Genomic DNA, 22,087 nt, shown 5'->3' with positions numbered 1-22,087 from the left:
GAGACCGTTCGACTTGCATGTGTTAAGCATACCGCCAGCGTTCATCCTGAGCCAGGATCAAACTCTCCATAGTATATAGAGTAAGCTTGTAGCTCAATTCAGTAATTTATCCGGTTACCTTTCCGGTTCCTAACGAGTTAGGAACATTTTCTTGACGAAGGCTTTCCTTTCTCTGGCTTCTAAACTATTCTGTTTTATAGGTTCAGTTTCTCGCAGATGAAGCTGAGTCCGCTTTCGCTCGCTCTTCCCTCACCCGCGCTTTGATAATATAGCCTGGTGATTTCCGAAATGTCAACACTTTTGTTTTGAGCTTTTTCTAATTCGTTCTCAAATCACCTCGGTCAGCGCTTTTGAGCGACAATAGGCAAGTGATTTTTGTCGCTGGGGGCTAGGGAACGTGAATTTTCAGTCTGTTATTTCGACGCTCAATCAGTTTTGGGCGGAGCGGGGATGTTTGGTGGTGCAACCTTACGATACGGAGAAGGGGGCAGGTACGAAGAGTCCGCATACGTTTTTGAGAGCGATCGGGCCTGAGCCTTGGGCGGTTGCCTATGTGGAACCTTGTCGTCGTCCGGGGGATGGGCGATATGGGGAGAATCCGAATCGGGTGCAACATTATTATCAGTATCAAGTGCTGATTAAGCCATCACCTGACAATATTCAAGAGATTTATTTAGAGTCGCTGAAGGCGTTGGGGATTTCGCCGGAGGATCACGATATTCGGTTTGTGGAGGATAACTGGGAGGATGCGGCGGTTGGCGCTTGGGGAGTCGGTTGGGAAGTTTGGTTGGATGGTATGGAGGTGACGCAGTTCACTTATTTCCAACAGTGTGGAGGATTGGATTGCCGTCCGGTTTCGATCGAGATTACATATGGTCTGGAACGACTGACGATGTATCTACAAGGGGTGAACTCGATTTTCGATATTCAATGGAATGATGAGATCACTTATGGTGATGTGCATCTGCAAGGAGAAATTGAGTGTTCGACTTATAATTTTGAGGCATCGAATCCGGAACTCTTGTTTACGCTGTTTAAGTTGTTTGAGCAGGAGGCGGAGCAGTTGATGCAGCGTGGGTTGGTGTTGCCTGCTTACGATCAGGTGCTAAAGTGCTCGCACACGTTTAATTTGCTGGATGCGCGTGGGGTGATTTCGGTGACGGAAAGGGCGCGATATATTGGGCGGGTGCGGAATTTGGCGCGGCAAGTGGCGCAGCTTTATTTGAAACAGCGGGAGAAGTTAGGGTTTCCGCTGTTGAAAAGGGAGAAGGTTGAGGCGGTTTAAAGGGAAAAAGATAGAGCGATCGCACTCTACAAATCTGCGATCGCTCTATCACTGACTGCAGATTCAGTGTCGCGGATAAGGTGGGCAATAGGGCAATAGAAAAGAACTATGTGCAACAAGAGCTTCTGAATCCGGAGTAATTCAAACTATGTCGTCTACATCAAGTCTTAAATTTGCGATGTCTACAATATCTGGCATCACTTGATCTTTTGCATGCCTAAAAAGATTGGGTAATGCGTCAGGATAAGGTGGGATAGATTGCGATATCATGCCACGTCCAAGTCCAAGTGGACAGTCCTGCTCGCTGTGAGACGGTGGATCGAAACCGACGATGCTGCTAAATCCAATTGAAATCGCTCCCAACTAACGAGTCGTCACCTTTGTCTGTTTCCAAACCTTGCAAAACTTACTCTGCTGTCGATGCGAGCGTTCAGTCTGTTGTCGAACATTTCCATTCGTGCATTCTGATCGTTGTGCTTTGTCTTTGCTGATGTGATGCTATTCAGGTGGCAAAGTCCGCTCATATCCGCTCCGAATTGCTGCATTTAGTAGCTTATGTGAAGCAACATAGCCCGCTTTCTCAACGCTCGTAATGATTGAAAGCAACGCATGAAGATGTTTTTCGCCGCATTCCAGAGACATTTTCAGTCAGGAAAAAGAGCCGTTGCTTATCTTTCAGAATCCGAACATACTCTAGAAAAAGCTGACTTCTTGCATCCTCGATTCCTGTCTATGTTCCGGCTTCACTCCAGCTTTGACAAAGAGGTTCTTCAAATAATTCCAACACACTCAGGAATATCATCGGAAGGAATGCTGCTGATATCACGCCTATCTAGAACGGTTTCAGGATAATTCTTTTCGTAAGTTTCCCAAATACTCTTATCGAACTCATTCGCCCAAATCGTCTGAAATCCAGGTTGGTTAAATCCTAAATCTAAGTCTCCACAACCTGGAAATAGAGAACCGATCGCGCTTGATAGGTGCAGCACATCGTTCGGTCTAACCAAAATAGACCTTACGCAAGCTCAGAATAATAGTTTAAAGGGGCAGGACTAGATTCGCTGCTTGATCAGCGCAAATCCGAAAACTTTTTGAGTATAGGGAGGGATGCGTCACACCAATCCATTAGAATGATCAATCTGTGGAAAACTTGGAAAAGTTTTTCATGCACTACTCACTCTGCCTCTCGCACTCGTGTTATGCCCAAGGTTCTTGTTTCCGATCCAATCGATCAAGTTGGGATCGATATTTTGTCCCAAGTCGCTCAAGTAGATGTCAAAACTGATCTGAGTAAAGAGCAACTTGTCGAAGTGATTCCAGAATATGATGCGCTGATGATTCGCTCTGGAACGCGCGTAACTGCTGAGGTCATTGAGGCAGGACGCAATCTGAAAATTATTGGACGCGCTGGAGTTGGAGTCGATAATGTCGATGTTCCAGCCGCAACTCGCAAAGGAATTATTGTTGTCAACTCGCCCGAAGGTAATACGATCGCGGCAGCTGAACATACCCTAGCAATGATGCTATCGTTGTCTCGCTATATTCCCGAAGCGAATGCCAAGTTGAAACAAGGCAAATGGGATCGCAAAAGCTATACCGGGAACGAAGTTTATAACAAAACGTTAGGAGTCGTGGGACTCGGTAAGATTGGCGCCCATGTCGCAACTGTGGCACGCGCAATGGGCATGAAGTTGCTGGCTTATGATCCATTTATTTCAGTGGAGCGTGCAGAACAACTGGGCTGTAGCTTAGTTGAACTCGATGTTTTGTTTCAATCGGCAGACTACATCACCCTGCACATTCCGAAAACGCCGGAAACTGCCAACCTGATTAATGCAGACTCGATCGCGAAAATGAAACCCAATGCGCGCATTATTAACTGTGCGCGAGGCGGAATTATCGATGAAACTGCTATCGCAGAAGCCCTCAAAGCTGGAAAAATTGCCGGAGCCGCGTTAGATGTATTCTCCAGCGAACCGTTAGGAGAATCGCCTCTCACGGCTTTGGGTAAGGAAATTGTCTTAACGCCACACTTGGGAGCATCGACTGAAGAAGCTCAGGTCAATGTCGCGATCGACGTTGCAGAACAAATTCGGGATGTCTTACTTGGCGAACCTGCTCGATCGGCAGTCAACATTCCTGGACTGCGCCCTGACGTTTTAGAACAGTTGAAGCCCTACTTGCAGCTTGCGGAAACGCTCGGAAAGATGGTTGGGCAACTTGCGGGCGGACGTATTGAATCGCTCAATATTGGGCTGCGGGGAGATTTGGCAACCAATCAAAGCCAACCGATCGTGATTGCTGCGTTGAAAGGATTGTTATCTCCGGCATTGCAAGAGCGGGTGAACTATGTGAATGCCAGCATTGAAGCAAAAGAGCGAGGCATTCGAGTCGTTGAAACTCGCGATGCATCGATCAAAGACTATGCAGGTTCAATGCATCTTTCCGCAAAAGGAACACTGGGAGAACACTCTGTAACCGGAGCTTTGCTCGGAGATGATGAGATTCGGATCACGAGCATCAATGATTTTCCAGTCAACGTGCCGCCGAATCGCTATATGCTGTTCACCCTGCACCGGGATATGCCGGGAATCATTGGTCGGATTGGTTCGCTGTTGGGCGAATTCAATGTCAATATCGCCAGTATGCAGGTGGGACGGAAAATTGTTCGGGGCGATGCGGTGATGGTGCTCAGCATTGATGATCCGTTGCCGGAGAACATCATGAACGAGATTAAGCAAGTCGCTGGAATCCGCGACGCTTACACGGTTACGTTGTAAGAACTGAATTCAGGCAGGAGCCAGGAGATCACTCCTACTTCCTGCCTGAATCAGGAGAGTCGAGAATTTTCTGCCTCAGATGTGGGTCTTGATCCCCTCTTAGATTCAGGGGGATTGAGAAGAGCAGAGTCTAAAGTCATAAATGATTGACTCTGATCAGATCAGCCTAGATGCTTCTATTTTTATTTTGCCGTGCTGCAAATTTATGTCTAACAGTTGGTGGGAAATTCAAGTTCTGTGTGATGCGGCTCTCGAAGAGACGGCAATTTGGCGATTTGATAATTTTGGCTGTAAAGGGGCATCGAGTCAGAGTCAAGGCTCGTCTTGTTTGGTTTCAGCGTATTTGCCTCAGCAACAGGCACAGTTGTTAGATTTATCTGCGTTGTCTTTACTGCTCAAACAAGATGCACTTTGCATGAATTTGCCTGCACCGATCGTGCAATGGCAAATCATTGATGAAGAAGATTGGTCAAGTAGTTGGAAGAGTTACTGGAAGCCGCAGGAACTAGGCGATCGCTTTTTGATTAATCCCGCTTGGCTGCCTGTGCCCGAAAAGACCGACCGCATTGTCATGCAGCTTGAACCAGGCGTTGCATTCGGAACGGGTGATCATGCGACGACTCAACTGTGTTTAGAAGCTTTAGAGATGCGATTGAGTGTAGATCCGCAAACCGTGACGATCGCAGATATTGGGTGTGGATCTGGCATTCTCTCAGTGGGCGCACTGCTCTTAGGAGCTAAAAAAGCTTATGCTGTCGATACTGATCCGCTAGCCGTCAAAGCAACCCATGAAAATGTAGAACTGAATCACCTTGATCCGGCGCGATTAGTCGTGGATCAAGGTAGTGTCACGCGACTTCAAGAGATGATCGAAGAACCAGTCGATGGGTTAGTTTGCAATATTTTGGCAGAAGTCATCATTGATCTGATTCCACAATGGACACCTTTGATTAAGCCTTCTTCGTGGGGAATTTTGAGCGGGATTTTGTTGGAGCAAGCAAAACCTGTTGCAGATACGTTAGAGGCGAATGGGTGGATTGTCGCAGCTTTATGGAAGCGTGGCGATTGGTGCTGTTTAAATGTCCGTCGATCGTAGAAATTGGTTGCGCAAACGCTGGCGTTTTTCAGACCCACTATTTTGGCAGTTGATTGCAGCGTATTCGAGCCAAAATCGTTACTATCACACGGTTGAGCATCTCTATCACGTTCTCTCAATGCTAGAGCAGTTAGGCGGAGAGTCGATTGCGCTGAATCTTGCGGCATGGTTTCATGATGCCGTGTATGACACTCATGCTCAGGATAATGAGGAGAACAGCGCTGAGCTTGCAGCAGCTTTATTTCCTGAATTTGAGCAGATCCATCAAGTTCGCAATTTGATTCTTTGTACGAAAACCCATCAAGCATTTGATGCAGAAAGTCAGATTCTCTTAGATGCAGATTTAGCAATTCTCAGCACTGAGCCAGAACACTATCAGAGCTATGCTGCTGCAATTCGGAAAGAGTATTTTTGGGTAACAGACGAGGATTATCGAATTGGGCGATCGCGAGTGTTAGAAAGTTTTTTGCACCGCGATCGCATTTATTCCACACCCACGATGCAGGCAAGAGAAGCGATCGCACGCCGCAATCTTGATGCAGAATTGCAACGATTAGCTCATCTTTAAGTTGCAAATGGATATTAGGCTTCGGCTTCGCTCAACTCACAACTTCTCTTTGAACTCGTTACGAGCTTTCTCGATTCAAAAGGTTGAGCAAAGCCGAAATGCAGTGAGCTATTACAATCTCTCAGGTGCAGCAACTTGCATATTGGCACTCATTTTTGCAGTCGGTTGAGAGTCAGACTGAGCAGGCGTAACTTGAGGCGCATTTAACTCTGCTCCCGGTCGTGCAGGTTGCGAAGAATGCTGCGATAACCAAACCATTCCACCACTCAACACAGCAGCATAGCCTAAATATAAATGCACTGGACTGAGCGCCATTCCACCCAGCGAAATCGACTTCTGTTGCTTTGGCTGATACCAAGATGGCAACACAGCTTTCACTGGGTCAACAGCAGGCAGCAAATCGAGCAACACCGTACTCTCGACATTCAAGGCTTTCGCAATGCGTTGAATAAACCCTCTGAGATAGACATCTTCAGGCAAATGGGTGCCCTGTCCAGCCTCGATCGCAGTTAATTGATGAACTGGAACGAGCGTTTTGCTGTGCAGTTCCGCGATCGACATCGATCGCGCCTCACGGGCGGCTCGAATCTGTGCGCCTAAGCGTGCCAAACACTCCTGCCGATGAGATTCAGAAATATCAGCAGTAACCTTTTTACGAGGAGATTCCACCTTTTTCGGTTCTGGCTTCGGTGTGGAAGCTTCTTGCAACTTCATTTCTCGCAGTGCCAATCGAATTGCTTCGCGTGCCACTGATTTGAGACAAACTTGGGCAGAAGTTCCTTCAGAGACACCTGCTTCTAAACGCTCAACGGCTCGACGGTAGATTTCACTCCGGTATAGCTCAGCTTCTATCTGGGAAAGCAGGGTGTGATGATCATCTAGCTCCACGCCTGCCATACTGATCCGCATCGAATCTTGCGCTAACATTTCCTGTCCTCACCAAAATCAAGAATTGCGATCGACCCCGTATAAGACGCTAGTGCAATGTTGCCAATGCAACATAAAAAACCTCTTGTGTCGATTTCTTCTTTCTTCCGGCTCAGAACTCGAAATCTGGAAGTTTTGTCAGAGATTATGCCAGTTTATTAGCAGTTTTCGCCCAGTCAATATCCTTCTGAGTGATTCCACCAGCATCGTGTGTGGTTAGGTCAACGGTGACGCGATTATACACGTTGAACCATTCGGGATGATGTCCGTTCGCTTCGGAGACGAGTGCCAAGCTTGACATAAATCCAAATGCTTCGACAAAGGAAGCAAATTTGAATTCACGGTGTAATTTGCCCTGCTCGATCGTCCAACCGTCCAGGTTTTTTAATTCGGCTTCGAGATCTTGTAAAGAAAGTGGAGTCATGATGCTACCTCTTTTGATGGAAGAAGAATTTCAATGCGATCGCCGGGCTTTGGCTCAATCACAGTGGTCGATAGATTCGCTTGAGCCAGTTTTGCACGAAACTGATCGACTGTTCCGATGGCTTTGAGTAGAGCGTTCAAGATGCCTTCAAACTGAATATCTCCGCCTGCTGCGGTCGGCAAAATCACTTGAGGTCGAACTTGTTGAGCAAGATTGACTCCACTTTCAGCACCTTTAATAATTGCGCCGACGAGCGGTAAAGCGAGATCGATTAAAGGCGTGATCACGACATCGATTGGGGCTTTCAAGTTCGCAGGATGACTGCCATGAGGCTCATAGTAGAGTGTGGTTCCCGTCGAGAGTTCAGTTAACAAATAACCATTTTCTTGTGTCCCAGGCCCAAGTTGAGATCCTAAAGTCGCTTGAATTTGAAGCTGATCGAACTTCCAGTCTTCTCCAGGCTTCAAGGCTGTAATCGATGTAAATCCGATCGCTTGCGCTACCTTTGCGGCACTGGGAGAAGCAACAACTGGAATTGAGCGATCGAGCTTTTTCAGCGTTTCAGGATGAGCATGATCTTCTATCCCTTGCGAAAGAAGAATTAAATCGATGTTTTCAGGGATGGGGCGATCTTGCGATCGGGTTCCTTTGAACAACCATCCCAGATTGCCAAACACTAATTCGCCAACGAGCCAGGGATCGAGCAGGATGCGCTTTCCAGCCAGTTCGATCAGCCAAGAATTGCTATCAAGCCAAGTAAGAAACATTGTTTGCTGACCGGAAATTAATTAGCTTGCTTGCCAACTTACCTAGCGAATCAGTTCACAGGGTGCTGGCGCAAGAAGTCTATTGACCCTAATTTTAGACCTCGATCGTCTCTCCCAACGTGGTGACTCGATCGCCTTTGACTAATTTTCTTCCCCGTCTCGTTTCAATGGTTCCATTAACTTTGACTTCTCCAGCTTGAATCAGCATTTTTGCCTGCCCTCCAGTCTGGACTACGCCTTGAAATTTGAGAAATTGATCTAACTTAATTGTGTCTTCCATCATTTACTCGGGTTGTTGTAACTGTCGTTGAATGCGATCGCTCAAGGGACTATGTTTAGAAGCCATCCGAGCCTTGCCAGCCGCTGCCCAATCTTGCAAAAACTCAATCTGCTCTTTCGCAGTTCGGGCAAGTGGCACCATCTGACTCGCGGATTCGAGAATGTCATCGGTGGTGAAATCCCGATTTTGACTAAATCCAATGTGCATGGCTTCGATCAATGTCTGCTCGATTTCGGCTCCTGAAAAGTCTGGAGTTTCATACGCTAAGCGATCGAGGTCATATTGTTTCAAATTGTGCGGACGCAGCCGAGACAGATGCACTGAAAAAATTGATTTCCGTTCTTCCTGAGTCGGCAATCCCACAAAGAAAATCTCGTCAAATCGCCCTTTTCTCAGCATCTCAGGCGGCAAAGATTGAATGTTATTCGCAGTTGCCACGACAAAGACAGGAGATTTTTTCTCAGCCATCCAAGTGATAAAAGTTCCGAAGACGCGGCTCGTTGTTCCCGCATCGCCTCGACTATCGACTCCTGCAAACGCTTTATCGATCTCATCAATCCAAAGCACACAAGGCGCAAGCGCTTCTGCGAGTTGAATCATTTGACGAGTGCGCGATTCGGATTCTCCGACTAAGCCACCAAACAAACGCCCAACATCCAAGCGCAGCAGCGGCAAATGCCAATGATGCGCGATCGCTTTTGCCGTTAAAGATTTTCCTGTCCCTTGAATGCCGACGAGCATTAAGCCTTTTGGGTGCGGTAATCCATATTGTCGAGCACGATCGCTAAACGATCCGCCGCGACGAATCAGCCAATCTTTGAGATTATCCAATCCGCCAATATCCGAAATCGCTTCTGTTGCAGGATAAAAATCGAGAATCTGAGTTTGCCGAATCGTTTGGCGTTTTTCTTCTAATATCAATTCGATATCTTCAGAGCGCAGTTCGCTATGTAAAGCAAACGCACGGGCAAGAACGCGACGAATTCTTTCGATCGATAAACCCTGGCACGATCGCACCAAATCATCCAAATTCTTACTCTCAAGCTGCTGACCTGTAGCACTTAACAGTCGCTCAATCTCAGACTTAATATCTGCGGCTCCTGGCAGTGGAAACTCCAAAACGGTGAGCACTTCGGTCAGATCATCGGGAATCGCAATCTGCGATGAAAGTAAAACTAAATTCTTAGGCTGAGACTTCAGCAATCGCGTTAAATTTCTCAATTTTCGCGAAATCGAAATGTCATCTAGAAACCGATGAAAGTCCCGCAAAATGAAAATTGCAGGCGCACTCATCGGCAGTTTTTCGACGAATTCTAAAGCTTGCAGCGGGTTGCGTTTCCCAAATCCCACATCATTCGGATTGCCCTGATAGCCATCGACAAAATCCCAGGTGTAAACGGCACGATCGCCTTGAAGTTTCGCCGCTTGTGCGATCGCAGCTTCGACTCGTTCTTCTTCACGAGTGGGGATGTAAATAATGGGGTAACGCGCCCGCAGCAGGAGATTAAATTCGTCGCTAAAACTCATAGTTTCTTAAAGTACGGTCTTTCTATTACCGTACAACACTCAATTGAGTTTTCCTTTCAATGACTGCAAGGATGCCCAGCGTTGATCGATGCCTGGGTTCTTCACTTCATCTGCTACCTCAATGCCCGCACAGTCTTGCTGACAGAGTTGGCGCTGCGGAATTTCCAGGGAAAGCTGCTCATAGAGCCAACTTTCTGGATCAAAGTAACCGTGCGGCGGCAAGGTTTCGACCAGATCATCCATCGATAAATCTTGATCCAGTGGGAGTTCGTCGAGTTGATCAGCCGTTTCATCGAGCCAAATCAATTCACTCGGCTTGATCGCTAATCGATGATTAAATTGCTGCAAACAACGATGACACGTTAAGGTGACGATCGTTTCAGCGTGAGCCGAGACTTCGAGAAAATTCCCTCGGTGAGCCACCTTCAGCCAGCCTTGAACCGGAGTCAGCGTTTTGAGATCTTTGAGGAGGGTTTTGAACTCAATCTTCTGGGTTTGTTCAGGGCACTGAGTCAGCCGAGGAATATGAATCGCTTCCATGATGTTTCTTAGAGTCGTAATCGTTCTGATCAGCATCCAGCTTTCAGAACATGTTCAGCAGTAAAGAGTCGAGTCGAAAAAGTGAAAGAAATGACCGAATCGCGATCGCAAAACCGCTCGATTTCAAGTGCAGCACAAGGGCGATTAGGCTAAAAATTCTTCAAGCGTTAATCGCAGTGTTATTGCCTGTGTCATCAGCAATCTACCTCACAAGGCTGTCCTGTTCGTACATCTATCAAACCAAAAGCGGCAGATTTGTTTTCTAAACCACAAAATCTCCCGCTTCTCTTAGTTTATCGAATTTTAGAACTTGCTAGTCTTCGTCGGAAACCGCTCCAACTAGCTTCACGACTAATCGTCGATCGGGTTCTTGTCCGCGACTGAAGGTTTCGATATCCTCGCTCCCTTGCAAAATCGAATGCACCTGTCTTCGTTCTGCTGAAGAGAGCGATTTGATCTCATACTCTCTTCCCGTCTCACGAACTTCTGCCGCTGCATTTTCAGCAATTTCGAGCAGTTCTTGATGCCGTTTTTCACGATAGCCGTTTAGCTCGATCGTATAAGCCATCTGTTCGCCCTGCCCAATGTTCAGAATCGAACTTGCTAAATACTGAATCGAATCTAAAACTGCACCTTTACTGCCCAGCAGTGCTTCGAGCTGATTCGGCTGGAGGGCAGTATGGTTGATCGTCAACCAGCAGCTTTTCTCAGCAAATGTTTCTCGTACTTCGGCAGTTACGGTTGCCGGAAAATCAGCGAACTTCAGGAAGGTTTCCAGCCATTGCTGACCTCGCTGCTGTAATTGAGTCTCAGCCATACGTCCAACCAACTATGCTTTTTTCTTACGACCGGGTTCAAACGGCAGAGAATCATCTCCACCTTCTTTATCTTTCTTCGCTCCACCCCCTGCTTTTGCCGTCGCCGCAGCTTCGGCATCCACCAGCTTCTGGAGATGTTCAGGCAAAGGTTCACGCGACAAAATGAAGGTTTGAGCCGTCTGGAAAATGTTTGCCAGCACCATGTACATCAACACACCTGCAGGCAAGGGGAAGAACAAGAACATGCCAGAGAAAATCACAGGCGTAATCTTATTCACTGTGTCTTGCTGAGCATTACCCGTTGAGCCTTGACCGGAAATCAATTGACTGATGTAAAGGCTAATCCCAAAGAACAGCACCATCCCAATGATGTCCCAGTGCAATGTGCCATCTGGATCGATCGCGCCGACGTGACCTAGCTGATCGATGAACAGGAATCCTTTATCGGCTGCCAGTCCAGGAATAAACGCTTGAACCGTTGCATCTCCGGGCTGAAGAGCTTCGATCGTGCCATCCTCATTAATCTTGATGCGCTCCGCTCCAACCGTTGCTTTGAACTTCGGAACTAAACGACTGTCAGGATACTCAGATTGCAGGGCACTAAATGGCTTGCCTTCGACGGTTTGAAACTCGATTTTCGTTTTCTCACCGACGGCGAGCTTTGTCCCAGCAGGAGCGATCGCAGTAATTTTTGAGTGAACGCCATCTGCCAAGTAAATATTCTGAGGGGCAGTAATAAAAGCTTGCGGTGCAACTTGTTCAACTTGAGCCTGAGGCGCAATTTGAAAATTCACCGTGTAAGGCACATCCGAGAAAGGCGATCCTCTCAGAGTCGCAAACAAGGCAAAGAGAATGGGCATCTGCAACACAACAGGCAAACAGCCTGCTAGAGGATTACCAAACTCCTTGTAAAGCGCACTCATTTCTTCCTGCTGTTTGGCAGGATCGTCTTTATATTTCGCCTGAACTTCTTTCACGCGCTTTTGCATGACAGGCTGAGTCACCTTCATGCGACGCATACTACGGATGGAACCAGCACTCAAGGGATAGAGGGCAAAGCGAATGACTAAAGTCAACGCCACGATCGCCAAACCATAGCTCGGCACGATCCCATAGAAAAAATCCAGGATCGGCAGCATCACGTTATTGGATAGGAAGCTAACACCAAAGTCCATTCGCTTTACGTCTACCTAATAGGATCTAAAGTTTGACTGTGACAATTCCTGAGGCAATTTTTGTCAAATGCTTAAATTGTCAAATACAGTGTAGCGTCTAGGGTTGACTTCCGAGACTTCCACTGACTTTTTTGGCGCGCTCAGAAAGCCGCTCGTTAATGAAATCGTAAACGTCCCGAAACTTAGGCACAGCGCGTAGTTCAACACGGCTGCCATCTCGAAGCGTCAACACCATATCGCCGTAAGATCCGATCCCACGCGGTACGGTTACGACCTTCGTAATTTCGGAATAAATCACGTCGGCACGATCGCGCCCTTGCCAGCCGCCCGTCACACTGATCCGTCGATTCGTAATCCGATAGCGCAACCAAAGGGCACGCACGATCGCACCAACGGTCAACGGCAAGCAAATCACCGTGAACCCAAGCAGCACATTGATAATGAGATCCCCAATGTGAGGGCCACCTTCGTAGAAGACTTCTTCTTTAACTGCCATTCAGCACCTCAGCTTTTATCAATAACTGCTCTAATTCTTGCAGATATTGAGGGTAATCACACTCAACCGCCTCGATCCGGACTCCGATCACGATCGAGAATCCAGCGTTCAGACGCGGCAAGAAATTCCGCAAAATTGCTCTCGCTTGACGTTTAATTCGGTTGCGGATGACGGCTCGCTTGCTGACCTTTTTGCTGATTGAAATGCCAATCTGGGTCGGTTGCTCAGGCGTTTTTAGCACTCTGAGCGTAAAACAGCGCGATCCTCGACGAAATCCGCGCTGATAAACAGCATCAAAATCTCGTCGATGTCTGAGCCTATTTTCCTGAGGTAACAACTCAAGAAGTCGAAACCGAGAGGCGAAGCCGCCCTTTGCGACGACGCGCTTGAATGACTTTCTGTCCGTTTTTGGTTCGCATCCGAGCGCGAAATCCCGATACTCGTCTGCGTTTGCGGCTTGTTCCGCCGAGGGTACGCTTCGTCATGTCCGTGGCTCCAGTGAATAATAAATCCCAAGCAAAAAAAATAGTAGACTGCGGGAAAAGTCACAGTCTACTAGAGTATCATGATTTTCGGTTACTGAATCGTAACGATCCAGGTTCCAAGATCCCGCAGAAGAGGAACATCTCCAGGGGTGAGGATGCGACAGTTGAAGTAGAACATGCCGCCGCTATTGGGATTCTTGACGTTTGAGAAGATGATTTCGACATTGGAACCTGCCGGAACAGGTTCTTTCGGGAAAATCTCAATCACGTAGTTTTCTTTCTCCCATTTGACTTCATCGATCTCAACTTTTTTGTCATTGACTAAAAGTTCAACTTCTTTCGGATCGAACGTGCCTTTGAAGTAGTTGGGGTAGTCGATCGCAAATTGAGCGATCGCGAGTTTCACTTTTTCTCGCCCGATGCGAAACCGATAGCGATCCCAGGAGCCGCTATTTCCACCAAAGTCGAGTCGATAGCTGAGTTGGTTTTTCGCTTCAACGCCGCTGAAGATTGTCAATCCGGGCAGACCTTGAGCGAACGCAACCAGGGGAGCCGCAGCGATTAAGCTTCCCGCAATCGCGAGAGTTGAAACCGTGCGACGCATTGAACATCCTTTCAGCAGCATAGAAAAAAATAGATTAGGGGTTAAGTTCATTCAACATTGAGATTAGCAGGAACTGTTGCGTGAGGGGCTACTCCACGGCGACGAGTTTTGCCCAGGATTCGTTCCCGAGTGTTAGACATCTCATTAATATCTCTATCTAGTTTAGAACAAGAATATTAGTCCAGGTCGGCAAAATCTTGCGTGTTTAACGCTGCTCGAAATGAATCAGACGTATTGAAAGTTGTAAATTTCTATGTAAATCTCTATGTTTTTATCGCAATTTTATTAATTTAGATTTGCATTTTTCTTCAGATATTTAAACTCATACAAACTTACATCTTGTCGCTCATATACTGACTCTATAATTTCTGAACCTTTGCCTCAGAAATTACTTTTTGAAACACAAGCGACACCTCGCCTTGTGTTTTCGAGTATGAATGAGAAAGGCTTGGGAATTAAGGGACATGTTGTTACAAACCTCCACATATCAGGAGATGCTATGACGATCGCGATCGATAAAGAATCAGGGGCAGAGCGGACACCCGATCAAACCCCTGCCCTGTATAGAAAAATTGGAATTCCAAAAGAGATTTATCTAGGCGAATGCCGAGTCGCCGCAACACCTGACACGGCTCAGATCTTACAGAAATATGGATTTGAAGTATTAGTTGAATCGGGAGCCGGAGAAGCTGCAAACTTTTCAAATCAAGCTTATTTAGATGCCGGTTGCCGAATCATTGTCGATACTGAAACGCTCTGGTCTTATGCAGATCTAGTGCTGAAAGTTCGTCCGCCAACTTGGAATTCCAGCTTAAACAAACATGAAGCCGATTTATTACATGAAGGGGCAACCTTAATTAGTTTTATTTGGGCGGCTCAGAATCCAGAATTAATCAAGCATTTAGCCGATCGTAAAGCGACCGTGCTCGCGATGGATGCCGTGCCACGGATCAGCCGCGCTCAGAAATTAGATGCACTCAGTTCGATGGCAAACATCGCTGGATATCGCGCGGTGATTGAGGCGGCTGAACATTTTGGACGATTTTTTACCGGACAAATTACGGCGGCTGGCAAGGTTCCACCTGCAAAGGTAATGGTAATTGGCGCAGGAGTTGCCGGATTGGCAGCGGTGGGAACCGCACGATCGCTCGGTGCAATTGTGCGCGCCTTCGATACTCGCCCCGTCGTGAAAGAACAAGTGGAAAGCTTAGGGGCAGAATTCCTCGAATTGGAATTTGAGGAAGATGGCACTGGACAAGGCGGCTATGCCAAAACCATGAGTCCTGAATTTATCAAGGCAGAGATGGAACTGTTCGCGGCTCAGGCGAAAGAAGTCGATATCATCATTACAACCGCTCTGATTCCCGGCAAGAAAGCTCCCACCTTGATTACCAAAGAAATGGTAGAGAGCATGAAAGAAGGCTCAGTTGTCGTTGATTTGGCAGCAGAGCAGGGTGGAAACTGCGAAGTGACAACTCCGGGACAGATTGCTCGGCATCATGGGGTAACGATCATTGGTCTAACGGATTTGCCGAGTCGGATGGCGGCTCAAGCCAGTCAGCTTTATGGCAAAAATCTGTGTCATTTGCTCGATGACATGGGCAGAAATGATCACTATCACGTGGATTTAGAAGACGAAGTGATTCGAGGTGCTTTGGTTCTACATCAAGGTGAAAAAGTCGAGCCTTTGCCGAAAGTTGAACCCACCTCGAAAGTTGAACCCGCACCGAAAGCTGAAGCCTTGAAGGTTGAAGTCAAAGCTGAAGTCTCAAAGGTTCGCAAATCCACAAGCTGGATTTGGACAGTTCTCTTCGGATTGGGCTTGCTTGGAATTGGCACGATCGCGCCTGTATCGTTCCTCAGCCACTTTACCGTCTTTGTACTGGCGTGCTTTGTGGGATGGCAAGTGATTTGGAATGTGAAACCCGCACTGCATACGCCTTTGATGAGTGTGACGAATGCGATTAGCGGCATCATCATCTTGGGTGGAATGCTGCAGATTTCGGGAACTGCCACTTCTGCAACGACCATTTTAGGCGCGATCGCAATTCTGATCGGCACCATCAATATCGCGGGTGGCTTCTTAGTCACTCAGCGGATGCTCAAAATGTTCCAGAAATAGAGGTGAGCCATGTTTGATAGTCTTTCTAATGTGGCGTACATTGCCGCGAGTGCTTTGTTCATTTTGAGTTTGAGCGGACTTTCTAACCAGGAAACGGCTCAGAAAGGGAATGGGTATGGAATTGCTGGAATGGCGATCGCGTTTCTCGCAACCATTCTCCGCAGTGATGTGACAGGGTATGGAATTCTCGCGACTGTGATTGTGCCGGGAGCGATTATCGGCGCAATTCTCGCAGGGCGAGTTGCAATGACTGAAATGCCTGAGCTAGTTGCCATGCTGCATAGCTTTGTCGGGATGGCAGCTGTACTCGTTGGAATTGCGAACCATCTTCAACCGCAGACTTTAACGGGAGCCGAAGCAACGATTCACCAAGTCGAAGTCTTTATTGGTGTGTTTATCGGAGCAGTGACATTTACAGGCTCGATCGTTGCTTTTGGTAAGCTTCGAGGCTTAGTTAGCAGTAAGCCGTTAATGATTCCAGGACGGCACATTCTGAACCTTGGTTTACTCGGTGCAAGTGTTGCTTTGGGCGCACAGTTTTTGAATCATGATTCGACGTTGGCATTGCTGATCATGAGTGTGCTAGCTGGAGTTCTCGGCGTGCATCTGGTGATGGCGATCGGGGGTGCAGATATGCCCGTCGTGATTTCGATGTTGAATAGTTACTCTGGCTGGGCTGCTGCTGCTGCTGGATTTATGTTGTCAAATGATTTGCTCATCATTACGGGCGCATTAGTTGGCAGTAGTGGCGCGATTCTAAGCTACATCATGTGTAAAGCAATGAATCGATCGTTTATCAGTGTCATCTTGGGCGGCTTTGGAACTGGGAAGAGTGCTCAGGCAAAAGAGATGACGGGAGAAGCGAAATCGATTTCGCTAGAAGACACAGTCGAGCAATTAGAAAATGCTAGTAGCGTAATCATTGTTCCAGGCTACGGCATGGCAGTTGCACAAGCACAGCATGCGATTTCTGAAATCACGAAGATTTTGCGCGATCGCGGAATCAAGGTTCGGTTTGGCATTCATCCGGTTGCCGGAAGACTTCCAGGACATATGAATGTGTTACTAGCAGAAGCAAAAGTGCCCTATGATATTGTGCTAGAAATGGACGAAATCAATGACGATTTTCCTGAAACGGATGTCGTTTTAGTGATTGGGGCAAATGATACGGTGAATCCTAGCGCTGTCGAAGATCCGGATTGTGCGATCGCGGGAATGCCTGTTCTGGAAGTTTGGAAAGCAAAAACAACGATCGTGCTAAAGCGGAGTTTAGGCAGTGGATATGCAGGCGTTGAAAACCCCCTGTTCTACAAGGAAAACACTCACATGCTTTTTGGCGATGCGAAGAAGAACACTGATGCAATTCTCAGCAAACTCAACGCATTAGTCGTCGCCTAACCCCGTTGCGTCTGAATCAAGAAGCAACCGTAAGAGCTTAAACGCTTTTACGTCTTTACAAGGTCAAACGTCATGGTAATCGCCTCGTTGAATGCATTCGACAGGCGATTTTTTTAGCTTAAGAAAATCTTCTACTTTTAAAACGACTTGACAGCTGACATCCTCGCCATGCTCATATCCTCCCATCCCATCTGCAACCACCAAAACGGGAATCTGTTCGGCTCGATCGTCGAGCAAGAAAAACACAGTGTTATCGCGTTGATTCGTTTCCGTGCGAGCGTAATAGTTGGGGATCTGCATACGCTGACTTCAATCGGATTCAATTGGGTTGACAATTCTAGCCAAAAGTAAAGCTGAGCCGGAGCAAAGGCTCAACGAATTTGGAGAGATCGGATCTGAGACTGCTTTGAGCGAGAGCCGTGGATGCAACGAGATAGTTATTCTACAGATTCGTTTGTATTATTTTGTTGATGTAACGTTTTCTAAAAAGGACGGCGTGATAAATATTGTAGGAGCGCGCTAGATTCAAGCAACGTCCTCATCCGTGATGAAAATTTACCCATAACAATGCAGAATCGCTCTACAGCATTCAGTAGTCATTGCAAGATGAGATGCTACCCCGTTCTACTCTCATAAAATTGACATCGAACATGAAAGAGTTGATTCTTACCTGGAACAAGGGCACGATGACTCGCACTCTCTACTCTACTCACCCTGGAATTGCTCACCCGCAATTGCGAATTGGTCGAGATCCAGTCACTTGTGATTTAGTCTTGCCTTCGATCACACAGGAAGACTTAACCGTATCGAAGTTACATGTCGAAATCTACTTTGCCCCCCCTGCAGACCAGTTTTATCTCCGCAATCTCAAAGGCAAAAGCAATCCTCCTAAGCTGTACGGGAATTGGGTGGATGACGTACCTGTGCCACTTGATCATGATGGAGAATTGCAGCTCGGCAGACGAGTGTTCCAGATCTCGGTTGTGCTCCACACCCCGATCGTGATTGCTCCAACCGCGCCTGCGGATCTCAAAGCGGAAGGTGCTCCAACATCTGCCTTGCCCCTGACTTGCCCGCACTGTGCATCAGGCTATACCTACGAGGAAGCCACAAAATTTAATGGACGCTGTCCGAAAGATGGCTTCTTTTTACATGGAGCTTCTATCTATATTCCCTAAACTAACGAAAGTATGCCAGTTACCGTTACTCTCTTTTGGAATGATCCTGTTACTGAAGCTGAGCAAGAAATCGTTGCGGTCACTCCGATCGCCATTGGGCGAAGTTCAGAAACGATGCGCCAACAGGGCATTCCTGATCACCAGCATGTGATTCTCAATAGTCTACAAGTTTCACGGTTTCATGCCCTGATCGAGTGGAAAGACGGGAACTTGATAGTCAGCGATCAACACAGTAGTAATGGACTCTTTGTGAATGGTCGCGCTCAGACGCAGGCAGCTTTAGTCGATGGCGATGTGCTACAAGTAGGCCCGTTTCAGGTTTCCATTCTTCGCACCCAGTTTCCGTCGCGTATCTCTGTCGCTGCACCTTCTGCACCTGCTCGCACACAATCTAGCTTTCCGCCTCCTTGGTTCATTCAAGCTGAACACATTTCCCTCTCGGATTTAGACCGAGATCGGATTGAGGTTGAGCAAATTGATTTTGCAGCGGTTGGCGGTGGATTGGGGAGCTATATTTGGGCAAATTTGCTCAGGCTATCTGGAATTCGAGCCGATCAGATTCGTGTCTTAGGTAAGGTGCAATTCGATCAACAGGGCAAGCTTCGTCTCGACTCAGAACAGAAGCCCTATTGGAACTATCAACAACTGTGCGAATTTTCTCAAATTCCACCGCATGAACGATTACGATCGAACTCGGATTCTTGCCCAGATAATATCTGGGGATTTCCTAGCTATGCACTGCGAGAAGCCTGGTCAGATTTGGGAAAAGGTCAGCTTGGTCATGCGTTCAAGCTGCTCTACCAAGTTTTTTCAGAGCCGACAGGCATCGAAACCTATACACCTAAGTCGGGGAATGTCTTTGCGTCGATCGATCGTGAAACCCGCCGAATAGGATGGCAGCAGATGTTTCGCTATGGTGATGTACGAGCCATTCGCAAAACCACAGACGATCGCTATGTGATTGCTTATTCACGCAGTAGTGCGAGTGGACGGAGCTATCATTATGTGGTTGCGCGTTATGTCCAGATTGCGATCGGATATCCTGCACTGCGGTATCTGCCGCTTGTGACTACCTATCGTGAAAAGACTCAAGAAGCATTTGACGATCGTTTAGTTGTCAATGCCTATGAAGACCATCAACATGTCTATCAGCAGCTCAAACAACGAGGCGGCGGAGTTGTTGTGTTGCAAGGTCGGGGCATTGTTGCCTCTCGGATCATTCAACGCATTGATGAAATGCGAAAATACGAAGATACGAAGATTCAGTTGATTCACATGATGCGATCGCCCGTCTCTCAAGGACATCGCTATCAAAGCTCAACTCGTCTTGTGAAAAATCACCAAGAGCTTCAGCCGTTTAATTGGCCCAAAGCATGTTGGGGCGGTGAACTTAGAGAAGCTTTAGAAAAAGCACCCCCTGAAGAACGGAAACGGTTACTTAGTGATTGGGGCGGGACAACTACGGCAGACCGTCACGACTGGCAGGACATGATTGATCAAGGGATTCGTTCCGGTTGGTATCGGATTCTGTTTGGCGAGATCAAGGATTTGCAGCGAGAGCACGATCGCTTACGCATTGATGTATTAGACAAAGCCGAAGCTCAGAACAATGAGCAGATGATCAAAGTCGATTTTTTGATTGATGCCACAGGACTCACCAATGAGGTTCAGTTTAGCCCCTTGCTCAAAGATTTGGTGCTGCGGTATAAGCTCGATCTCAATCCCACGAAACGGCTCTCAGTCTCAAATCAGTTTGAAATGCATGGCATGAGAAATGGTGCAGGACGGATGTATGCAGCAGGGGCAATGACCTTGGGAGGTCCCTATGCAGCCGTCGATAGCTTCTTAGGACTTCAGTATGCAGCATTGGTTGCCGTCGATGATCTGAGCACGGCGCAGGTTCCGGGCATCAAGCCTTTGAATGGTTTGAGATCGTTTACTCAATGGTTACGCTGGGTTCAAAATCAAGCCCCCTAACGTGCGGCGATCGCTTTGCCTGCAACGGTTGTAATGACAGGTCCGATTAAGCAAGTGACCGCAATGTAAGCAACGATCGCATTAAATACTCCGGAGCTAAGTAAACCAGCATTGCGCCCAAATAAAGCAATGACGAGGACTAACGCCGATCGCGACATTGTTAAGCCAAACATCGTAAAAATGGCTGCCCAATCATATTTGAAACAATATCCAGTCAGCCAAGCTGCTAAAAATTTTGCCCCAACTGCACCCAGAATCACGAAAGCTGCAATACCTAAGTTTTCTGGATGCTGAATCAGGACATTTGGATCAGATAACACGCCAACTGACAAAGCAAAAATCGGAATAAATAAGCTATTCCCCACAAATTCAAGCTGCTGCATGAGCTGACTCGGCACGGAGCGACTTAAAGCTAACCCTGCAATAAACGCACCCACAATGGCATCTACGCCAATGGCATGAGTCAGACTTGCAGTTAAAAACATTGCCGCAAGCACAAATACGAATGCGTGCTGAGGATGGGTTTCATCTTTGATCACCCGCTGTGCTAGATACTGTAATCCTTTCAAGCAGCTAACGATCACGATCGGCAGCAGGACAAGCAGTTTGATCCACAGGTCGATTCCAATTCCCCCAGTTTGAATTGCTTTCACGATCGCATATGCCATTAGGGTTAGAACTGTCGTGATGATTGATCCGCCCACTGCAACAGAAACTGCTTCTTGCTGCCCAATCCCAAATGCAACAACAATGGGATATGCCATTAAAGTATGCGGCGAGTAAAGAATCCCCAGCAGTACTGCAACGAGTAAATTCTGAGTTAGAACCTGTCCAGTCACAAAGCCGATCGCAAAAGGCACACCAAACGTTAGCAGCCCAAAGGTGAGGACTTTCTTACCTGCATGATGGAGGAAATCGAGCTGCAATCCTAGTCCTGCTAAAAGCATAATGTAGAGCAATCCAATTCGCTCTAGCAAAATCAGTTGAGCATCCCGCGCGATCAAGCCCAAGCCATTCATTCCTACGATCGCACCGAATACAATCAAGAGAACGATCATCGGCAACCGCAACCAAGTTGCAAGCTTCATTGCCACAAAGATCAATCCAAGAATCAGGCTAAAAAGATAGACTGGATCAGCTAAAGGTAATCCTGCAACGCTTAAAATTCCATACATTTAGAGCCATTTACCTCCACGGAATCGCCAGCGTGGAAAGAAAACTCGCATCAGGCTCTGGGAAGCAATAAACACTGTGAGCCAAACAAGACTGTAATGGAAAATGAAGATACCCATCTCGATCGGGATGCTCTCAACTCCAGGCAAAGCGATTTCCAATCCATTCAACACAAAGAGCAGAAAGAGTCCTTCCCAGATTCCTGCAAGCAACTGAAAACTCGCGGGCCAATCCCGATCCCAGCGAAATTTTTGAATTCTGTCGTACAGAACATCCCAGCCTAATCCTAGAATTGCGATCCAAATCAGAATCCCAAGGTAATTATCAGATGGCTCAGCTATTATGCCTAGGGAGAAGGGAAGAGTGACGAACACCCCGATCGTAGATAACAGCAGAATGCGAGTTTGCCATCGACCAAAGAGCGTTGGGGTCATAGGTAGGCTTTCGTTTCCAGGATGAATAAGAGC

General features: G+C 47.3%; 26 protein-coding genes and 1 rRNA gene. 8 read left to right on the top strand and 19 right to left on the bottom strand.

What is annotated here, in order from left to right:
• Nucleotides 1-73: ribosomal RNA gene (locus J0L70_RS14660) — 16S ribosomal RNA — on the bottom strand; the annotation flags it as partial.
• A 324-nt stretch (nt 74-397) separates the two neighbouring features.
• Between J0L70_RS14660 and glyQ the strand changes: the two genes are divergently transcribed.
• A complete protein-coding gene (gene glyQ / locus J0L70_RS14655) occupies nt 398-1,285 on the top strand; it encodes a glycine--tRNA ligase subunit alpha (RefSeq protein WP_017291182.1) in 888 nt (295 codons plus the stop codon).
• A 498-nt stretch (nt 1,286-1,783) separates the two neighbouring features.
• Here glyQ and J0L70_RS14650 read toward each other — a convergent pair whose 3' ends face one another.
• The 3 genes from J0L70_RS14650 to J0L70_RS14645 are packed head-to-tail and all read right to left on the bottom strand — an operon-like array spanning nt 1,784 to nt 2,292.
• The gene (locus J0L70_RS14650; protein ID WP_242044665.1) at nt 1,784-1,927 is read right to left on the bottom strand and encodes a hypothetical protein; all 144 of its coding nucleotides are present in this window, start codon (nt 1,925-1,927) and stop codon (nt 1,784-1,786) included.
• On the bottom strand, nt 1,866-2,009 hold the full coding sequence (locus tag J0L70_RS32000) for a DNA cytosine methyltransferase (RefSeq protein WP_347277625.1): 144 nt from the start codon (nt 2,007-2,009) through the stop codon (nt 1,866-1,868). The genes J0L70_RS14650 and J0L70_RS32000 overlap by 62 nt, the downstream gene beginning before the upstream one ends.
• Before the next feature lie 46 nt (nt 2,010-2,055).
• Nucleotides 2,056-2,292: a DNA cytosine methyltransferase gene (locus tag J0L70_RS14645; RefSeq protein WP_287455131.1), complete on the bottom strand. Its 237-nt coding sequence runs from the start codon at nt 2,290-2,292 to the stop codon at nt 2,056-2,058.
• Between the two features lie 192 nt (nt 2,293-2,484).
• Here J0L70_RS14645 and serA point away from each other — a divergent pair, with 192 nt between their 5' ends.
• The 3 genes from serA to J0L70_RS14630 all read left to right on the top strand — a co-directional run bounded on the left by serA (nt 2,485) and on the right by J0L70_RS14630 (nt 5,729).
• A complete protein-coding gene (serA, locus tag J0L70_RS14640; protein ID WP_287455130.1) occupies nt 2,485-4,065 on the top strand; it encodes a phosphoglycerate dehydrogenase in 1,581 nt (526 codons plus the stop codon).
• 205 nt (nt 4,066-4,270) lie between these two features.
• On the top strand, nt 4,271-5,161 hold the full coding sequence (gene prmA / locus J0L70_RS14635) for a 50S ribosomal protein L11 methyltransferase (RefSeq protein WP_026149016.1): 891 nt from the start codon (nt 4,271-4,273) through the stop codon (nt 5,159-5,161).
• The gene (locus J0L70_RS14630) at nt 5,145-5,729 is read left to right on the top strand and encodes an HD domain-containing protein (protein WP_287455129.1); all 585 of its coding nucleotides are present in this window, start codon (nt 5,145-5,147) and stop codon (nt 5,727-5,729) included. The genes prmA and J0L70_RS14630 overlap by 17 nt, the downstream gene beginning before the upstream one ends.
• Nucleotides 5,730-5,840: 111 nt before the next feature.
• Here J0L70_RS14630 and J0L70_RS14625 read toward each other — a convergent pair whose 3' ends face one another.
• The 12 genes from J0L70_RS14625 to J0L70_RS14570 all read right to left on the bottom strand — a co-directional run bounded on the left by J0L70_RS14625 (nt 5,841) and on the right by J0L70_RS14570 (nt 13,793).
• A complete protein-coding gene (locus tag J0L70_RS14625; RefSeq protein ID WP_017291186.1) occupies nt 5,841-6,656 on the bottom strand; it encodes a helix-turn-helix domain-containing protein in 816 nt (271 codons plus the stop codon).
• Between the two features lie 145 nt (nt 6,657-6,801).
• On the bottom strand, nt 6,802-7,080 hold the full coding sequence (locus J0L70_RS14620; protein ID WP_017291187.1) for a 4a-hydroxytetrahydrobiopterin dehydratase: 279 nt from the start codon (nt 7,078-7,080) through the stop codon (nt 6,802-6,804).
• Nucleotides 7,077-7,847, bottom strand: a complete 771-nt coding sequence (locus tag J0L70_RS14615) for an MBL fold metallo-hydrolase (protein WP_287455128.1) — start codon at nt 7,845-7,847, stop codon at nt 7,077-7,079. The genes J0L70_RS14620 and J0L70_RS14615 overlap by 4 nt, the downstream gene beginning before the upstream one ends.
• A gap of 94 nt (nt 7,848-7,941) precedes the next feature.
• The gene (locus J0L70_RS14610) at nt 7,942-8,127 is read right to left on the bottom strand and encodes an RNA-binding S4 domain-containing protein (RefSeq protein WP_287455127.1); all 186 of its coding nucleotides are present in this window, start codon (nt 8,125-8,127) and stop codon (nt 7,942-7,944) included.
• A 3-nt stretch (nt 8,128-8,130) separates the two neighbouring features.
• Complete coding sequence (locus J0L70_RS14605; RefSeq protein ID WP_017291190.1) at nt 8,131-9,654, bottom strand: Ycf46 family AAA ATPase; 1,524 nt, start codon at nt 9,652-9,654, stop codon at nt 8,131-8,133.
• Nucleotides 9,655-9,693: 39 nt separating this feature from the next.
• Complete coding sequence (locus tag J0L70_RS14600) at nt 9,694-10,230, bottom strand: YceD family protein (protein WP_287455126.1); 537 nt, start codon at nt 10,228-10,230, stop codon at nt 9,694-9,696.
• Nucleotides 10,231-10,507: 277 nt separating this feature from the next.
• Entirely contained in the window at nt 10,508-11,011 is a 504-nt protein-coding gene (locus J0L70_RS14595; protein ID WP_287455125.1) for a Jag family protein, read from the bottom strand.
• A gap of 12 nt (nt 11,012-11,023) precedes the next feature.
• On the bottom strand, nt 11,024-12,187 hold the full coding sequence (gene yidC / locus J0L70_RS14590) for a membrane protein insertase YidC (RefSeq protein WP_026149017.1): 1,164 nt from the start codon (nt 12,185-12,187) through the stop codon (nt 11,024-11,026).
• Between the two features lie 97 nt (nt 12,188-12,284).
• Complete coding sequence (locus J0L70_RS14585; RefSeq protein WP_190652544.1) at nt 12,285-12,683, bottom strand: PH domain-containing protein; 399 nt, start codon at nt 12,681-12,683, stop codon at nt 12,285-12,287.
• Nucleotides 12,673-13,020 (bottom strand): ribonuclease P protein component, encoded by a 348-nt coding sequence (rnpA, locus tag J0L70_RS14580; protein ID WP_287455124.1) that lies wholly within the window; start codon nt 13,018-13,020, stop codon nt 12,673-12,675. The genes J0L70_RS14585 and rnpA overlap by 11 nt, the downstream gene beginning before the upstream one ends.
• Before the next feature lies 1 nt (nt 13,021).
• The gene (gene rpmH / locus J0L70_RS14575) at nt 13,022-13,168 is read right to left on the bottom strand and encodes a 50S ribosomal protein L34 (protein ID WP_026149018.1); all 147 of its coding nucleotides are present in this window, start codon (nt 13,166-13,168) and stop codon (nt 13,022-13,024) included.
• Between the two features lie 91 nt (nt 13,169-13,259).
• Entirely contained in the window at nt 13,260-13,793 is a 534-nt protein-coding gene (locus tag J0L70_RS14570; RefSeq protein ID WP_199329648.1) for a DUF2808 domain-containing protein, read from the bottom strand.
• Between the two features lie 412 nt (nt 13,794-14,205).
• On the opposite strand from J0L70_RS14570, the gene pntA reads away from it, so the two are divergent.
• Nucleotides 14,206-15,894, top strand: coding sequence for a Re/Si-specific NAD(P)(+) transhydrogenase subunit alpha (gene pntA, locus J0L70_RS14565; protein ID WP_287455123.1), 1,689 nt, complete (start codon nt 14,206-14,208; stop codon nt 15,892-15,894).
• 9 nt (nt 15,895-15,903) lie between these two features.
• Complete coding sequence (gene pntB, locus J0L70_RS14560; protein ID WP_287455122.1) at nt 15,904-17,292, top strand: Re/Si-specific NAD(P)(+) transhydrogenase subunit beta; 1,389 nt, start codon at nt 15,904-15,906, stop codon at nt 17,290-17,292.
• Between the two features lie 63 nt (nt 17,293-17,355).
• On the opposite strand, the gene J0L70_RS14555 is transcribed toward pntB, so the two are convergent.
• Entirely contained in the window at nt 17,356-17,592 is a 237-nt protein-coding gene (locus J0L70_RS14555; RefSeq protein ID WP_287455121.1) for a hypothetical protein, read from the bottom strand.
• 350 nt (nt 17,593-17,942) lie between these two features.
• Between J0L70_RS14555 and J0L70_RS14550 the strand changes: the two genes are divergently transcribed.
• Both J0L70_RS14550 and J0L70_RS14545 read left to right on the top strand, forming a co-directional pair.
• Nucleotides 17,943-18,470 (top strand): FHA domain-containing protein, encoded by a 528-nt coding sequence (locus tag J0L70_RS14550; protein WP_017291202.1) that lies wholly within the window; start codon nt 17,943-17,945, stop codon nt 18,468-18,470.
• A 12-nt stretch (nt 18,471-18,482) separates the two neighbouring features.
• Nucleotides 18,483-20,447, top strand: a complete 1,965-nt coding sequence (locus J0L70_RS14545) for an FHA domain-containing protein (protein WP_287455120.1) — start codon at nt 18,483-18,485, stop codon at nt 20,445-20,447.
• Here J0L70_RS14545 and J0L70_RS14540 read toward each other — a convergent pair.
• A complete protein-coding gene (locus J0L70_RS14540) occupies nt 20,444-21,622 on the bottom strand; it encodes a cation:proton antiporter (protein WP_287455119.1) in 1,179 nt (392 codons plus the stop codon). The genes J0L70_RS14545 and J0L70_RS14540 overlap by 4 nt on opposite strands.
• Nucleotides 21,623-22,054, bottom strand: a complete 432-nt coding sequence (locus J0L70_RS14535) for a hypothetical protein (RefSeq protein ID WP_287455118.1) — start codon at nt 22,052-22,054, stop codon at nt 21,623-21,625.
• Between the last annotated feature and the right edge of the window lie 33 nt (nt 22,055-22,087).

This window comes from Leptolyngbya sp. UWPOB_LEPTO1 (assembly GCF_017302695.1).
Classification (GTDB): domain Bacteria; phylum Cyanobacteriota; class Cyanobacteriia; order Leptolyngbyales; family Leptolyngbyaceae; genus Leptolyngbya; species Leptolyngbya boryana.
This window is presented reverse-complemented; position numbering and strand designations above follow the sequence as displayed.

Bases quoted from the DNA above. Each gene is read 5' to 3' on its own strand.
- J0L70_RS14650 (WP_242044665.1), bottom strand. From the start codon at position 1,927: ATGTCTCTGGAATGCGGCGAAAAACATCTTCATGCGTTGCTTTCAATC.
- serA (WP_287455130.1), top strand. From the start codon at position 2,485: ATGCCCAAGGTTCTTGTTTCCGATCCAATCGATCAAGTTGGGATCGAT.
- prmA (WP_026149016.1), top strand. From the start codon at position 4,271: ATGTCTAACAGTTGGTGGGAAATTCAAGTTCTGTGTGATGCGGCTCTC.
- J0L70_RS14630 (WP_287455129.1), top strand. From the start codon at position 5,145: ATGTCCGTCGATCGTAGAAATTGGTTGCGCAAACGCTGGCGTTTTTCA.
- J0L70_RS14625 (WP_017291186.1), bottom strand. From the start codon at position 6,656: ATGTTAGCGCAAGATTCGATGCGGATCAGTATGGCAGGCGTGGAGCTA.
- J0L70_RS14620 (WP_017291187.1), bottom strand. From the start codon at position 7,080: ATGACTCCACTTTCTTTACAAGATCTCGAAGCCGAATTAAAAAACCTG.
- J0L70_RS14615 (WP_287455128.1), bottom strand. From the start codon at position 7,847: ATGTTTCTTACTTGGCTTGATAGCAATTCTTGGCTGATCGAACTGGCT.
- J0L70_RS14610 (WP_287455127.1), bottom strand. From the start codon at position 8,127: ATGGAAGACACAATTAAGTTAGATCAATTTCTCAAATTTCAAGGCGTA.
- J0L70_RS14605 (WP_017291190.1), bottom strand. From the start codon at position 9,654: ATGAGTTTTAGCGACGAATTTAATCTCCTGCTGCGGGCGCGTTACCCC.
- J0L70_RS14600 (WP_287455126.1), bottom strand. From the start codon at position 10,230: ATGCTGATCAGAACGATTACGACTCTAAGAAACATCATGGAAGCGATT.
- J0L70_RS14595 (WP_287455125.1), bottom strand. From the start codon at position 11,011: ATGGCTGAGACTCAATTACAGCAGCGAGGTCAGCAATGGCTGGAAACC.
- yidC (WP_026149017.1), bottom strand. From the start codon at position 12,187: ATGGACTTTGGTGTTAGCTTCCTATCCAATAACGTGATGCTGCCGATC.
- J0L70_RS14585 (WP_190652544.1), bottom strand. From the start codon at position 12,683: ATGGCAGTTAAAGAAGAAGTCTTCTACGAAGGTGGCCCTCACATTGGG.
- rpmH (WP_026149018.1), bottom strand. From the start codon at position 13,168: ATGACGAAGCGTACCCTCGGCGGAACAAGCCGCAAACGCAGACGAGTA.
- J0L70_RS14570 (WP_199329648.1), bottom strand. From the start codon at position 13,793: ATGCTGCTGAAAGGATGTTCAATGCGTCGCACGGTTTCAACTCTCGCG.
- pntA (WP_287455123.1), top strand. From the start codon at position 14,206: ATGAATGAGAAAGGCTTGGGAATTAAGGGACATGTTGTTACAAACCTC.
- pntB (WP_287455122.1), top strand. From the start codon at position 15,904: ATGTTTGATAGTCTTTCTAATGTGGCGTACATTGCCGCGAGTGCTTTG.
- J0L70_RS14555 (WP_287455121.1), bottom strand. From the start codon at position 17,592: ATGCAGATCCCCAACTATTACGCTCGCACGGAAACGAATCAACGCGAT.
- J0L70_RS14550 (WP_017291202.1), top strand. From the start codon at position 17,943: ATGAAAGAGTTGATTCTTACCTGGAACAAGGGCACGATGACTCGCACT.
- J0L70_RS14545 (WP_287455120.1), top strand. From the start codon at position 18,483: ATGCCAGTTACCGTTACTCTCTTTTGGAATGATCCTGTTACTGAAGCT.
- J0L70_RS14540 (WP_287455119.1), bottom strand. From the start codon at position 21,622: ATGTATGGAATTTTAAGCGTTGCAGGATTACCTTTAGCTGATCCAGTC.
- J0L70_RS14535 (WP_287455118.1), bottom strand. From the start codon at position 22,054: ATGACCCCAACGCTCTTTGGTCGATGGCAAACTCGCATTCTGCTGTTA.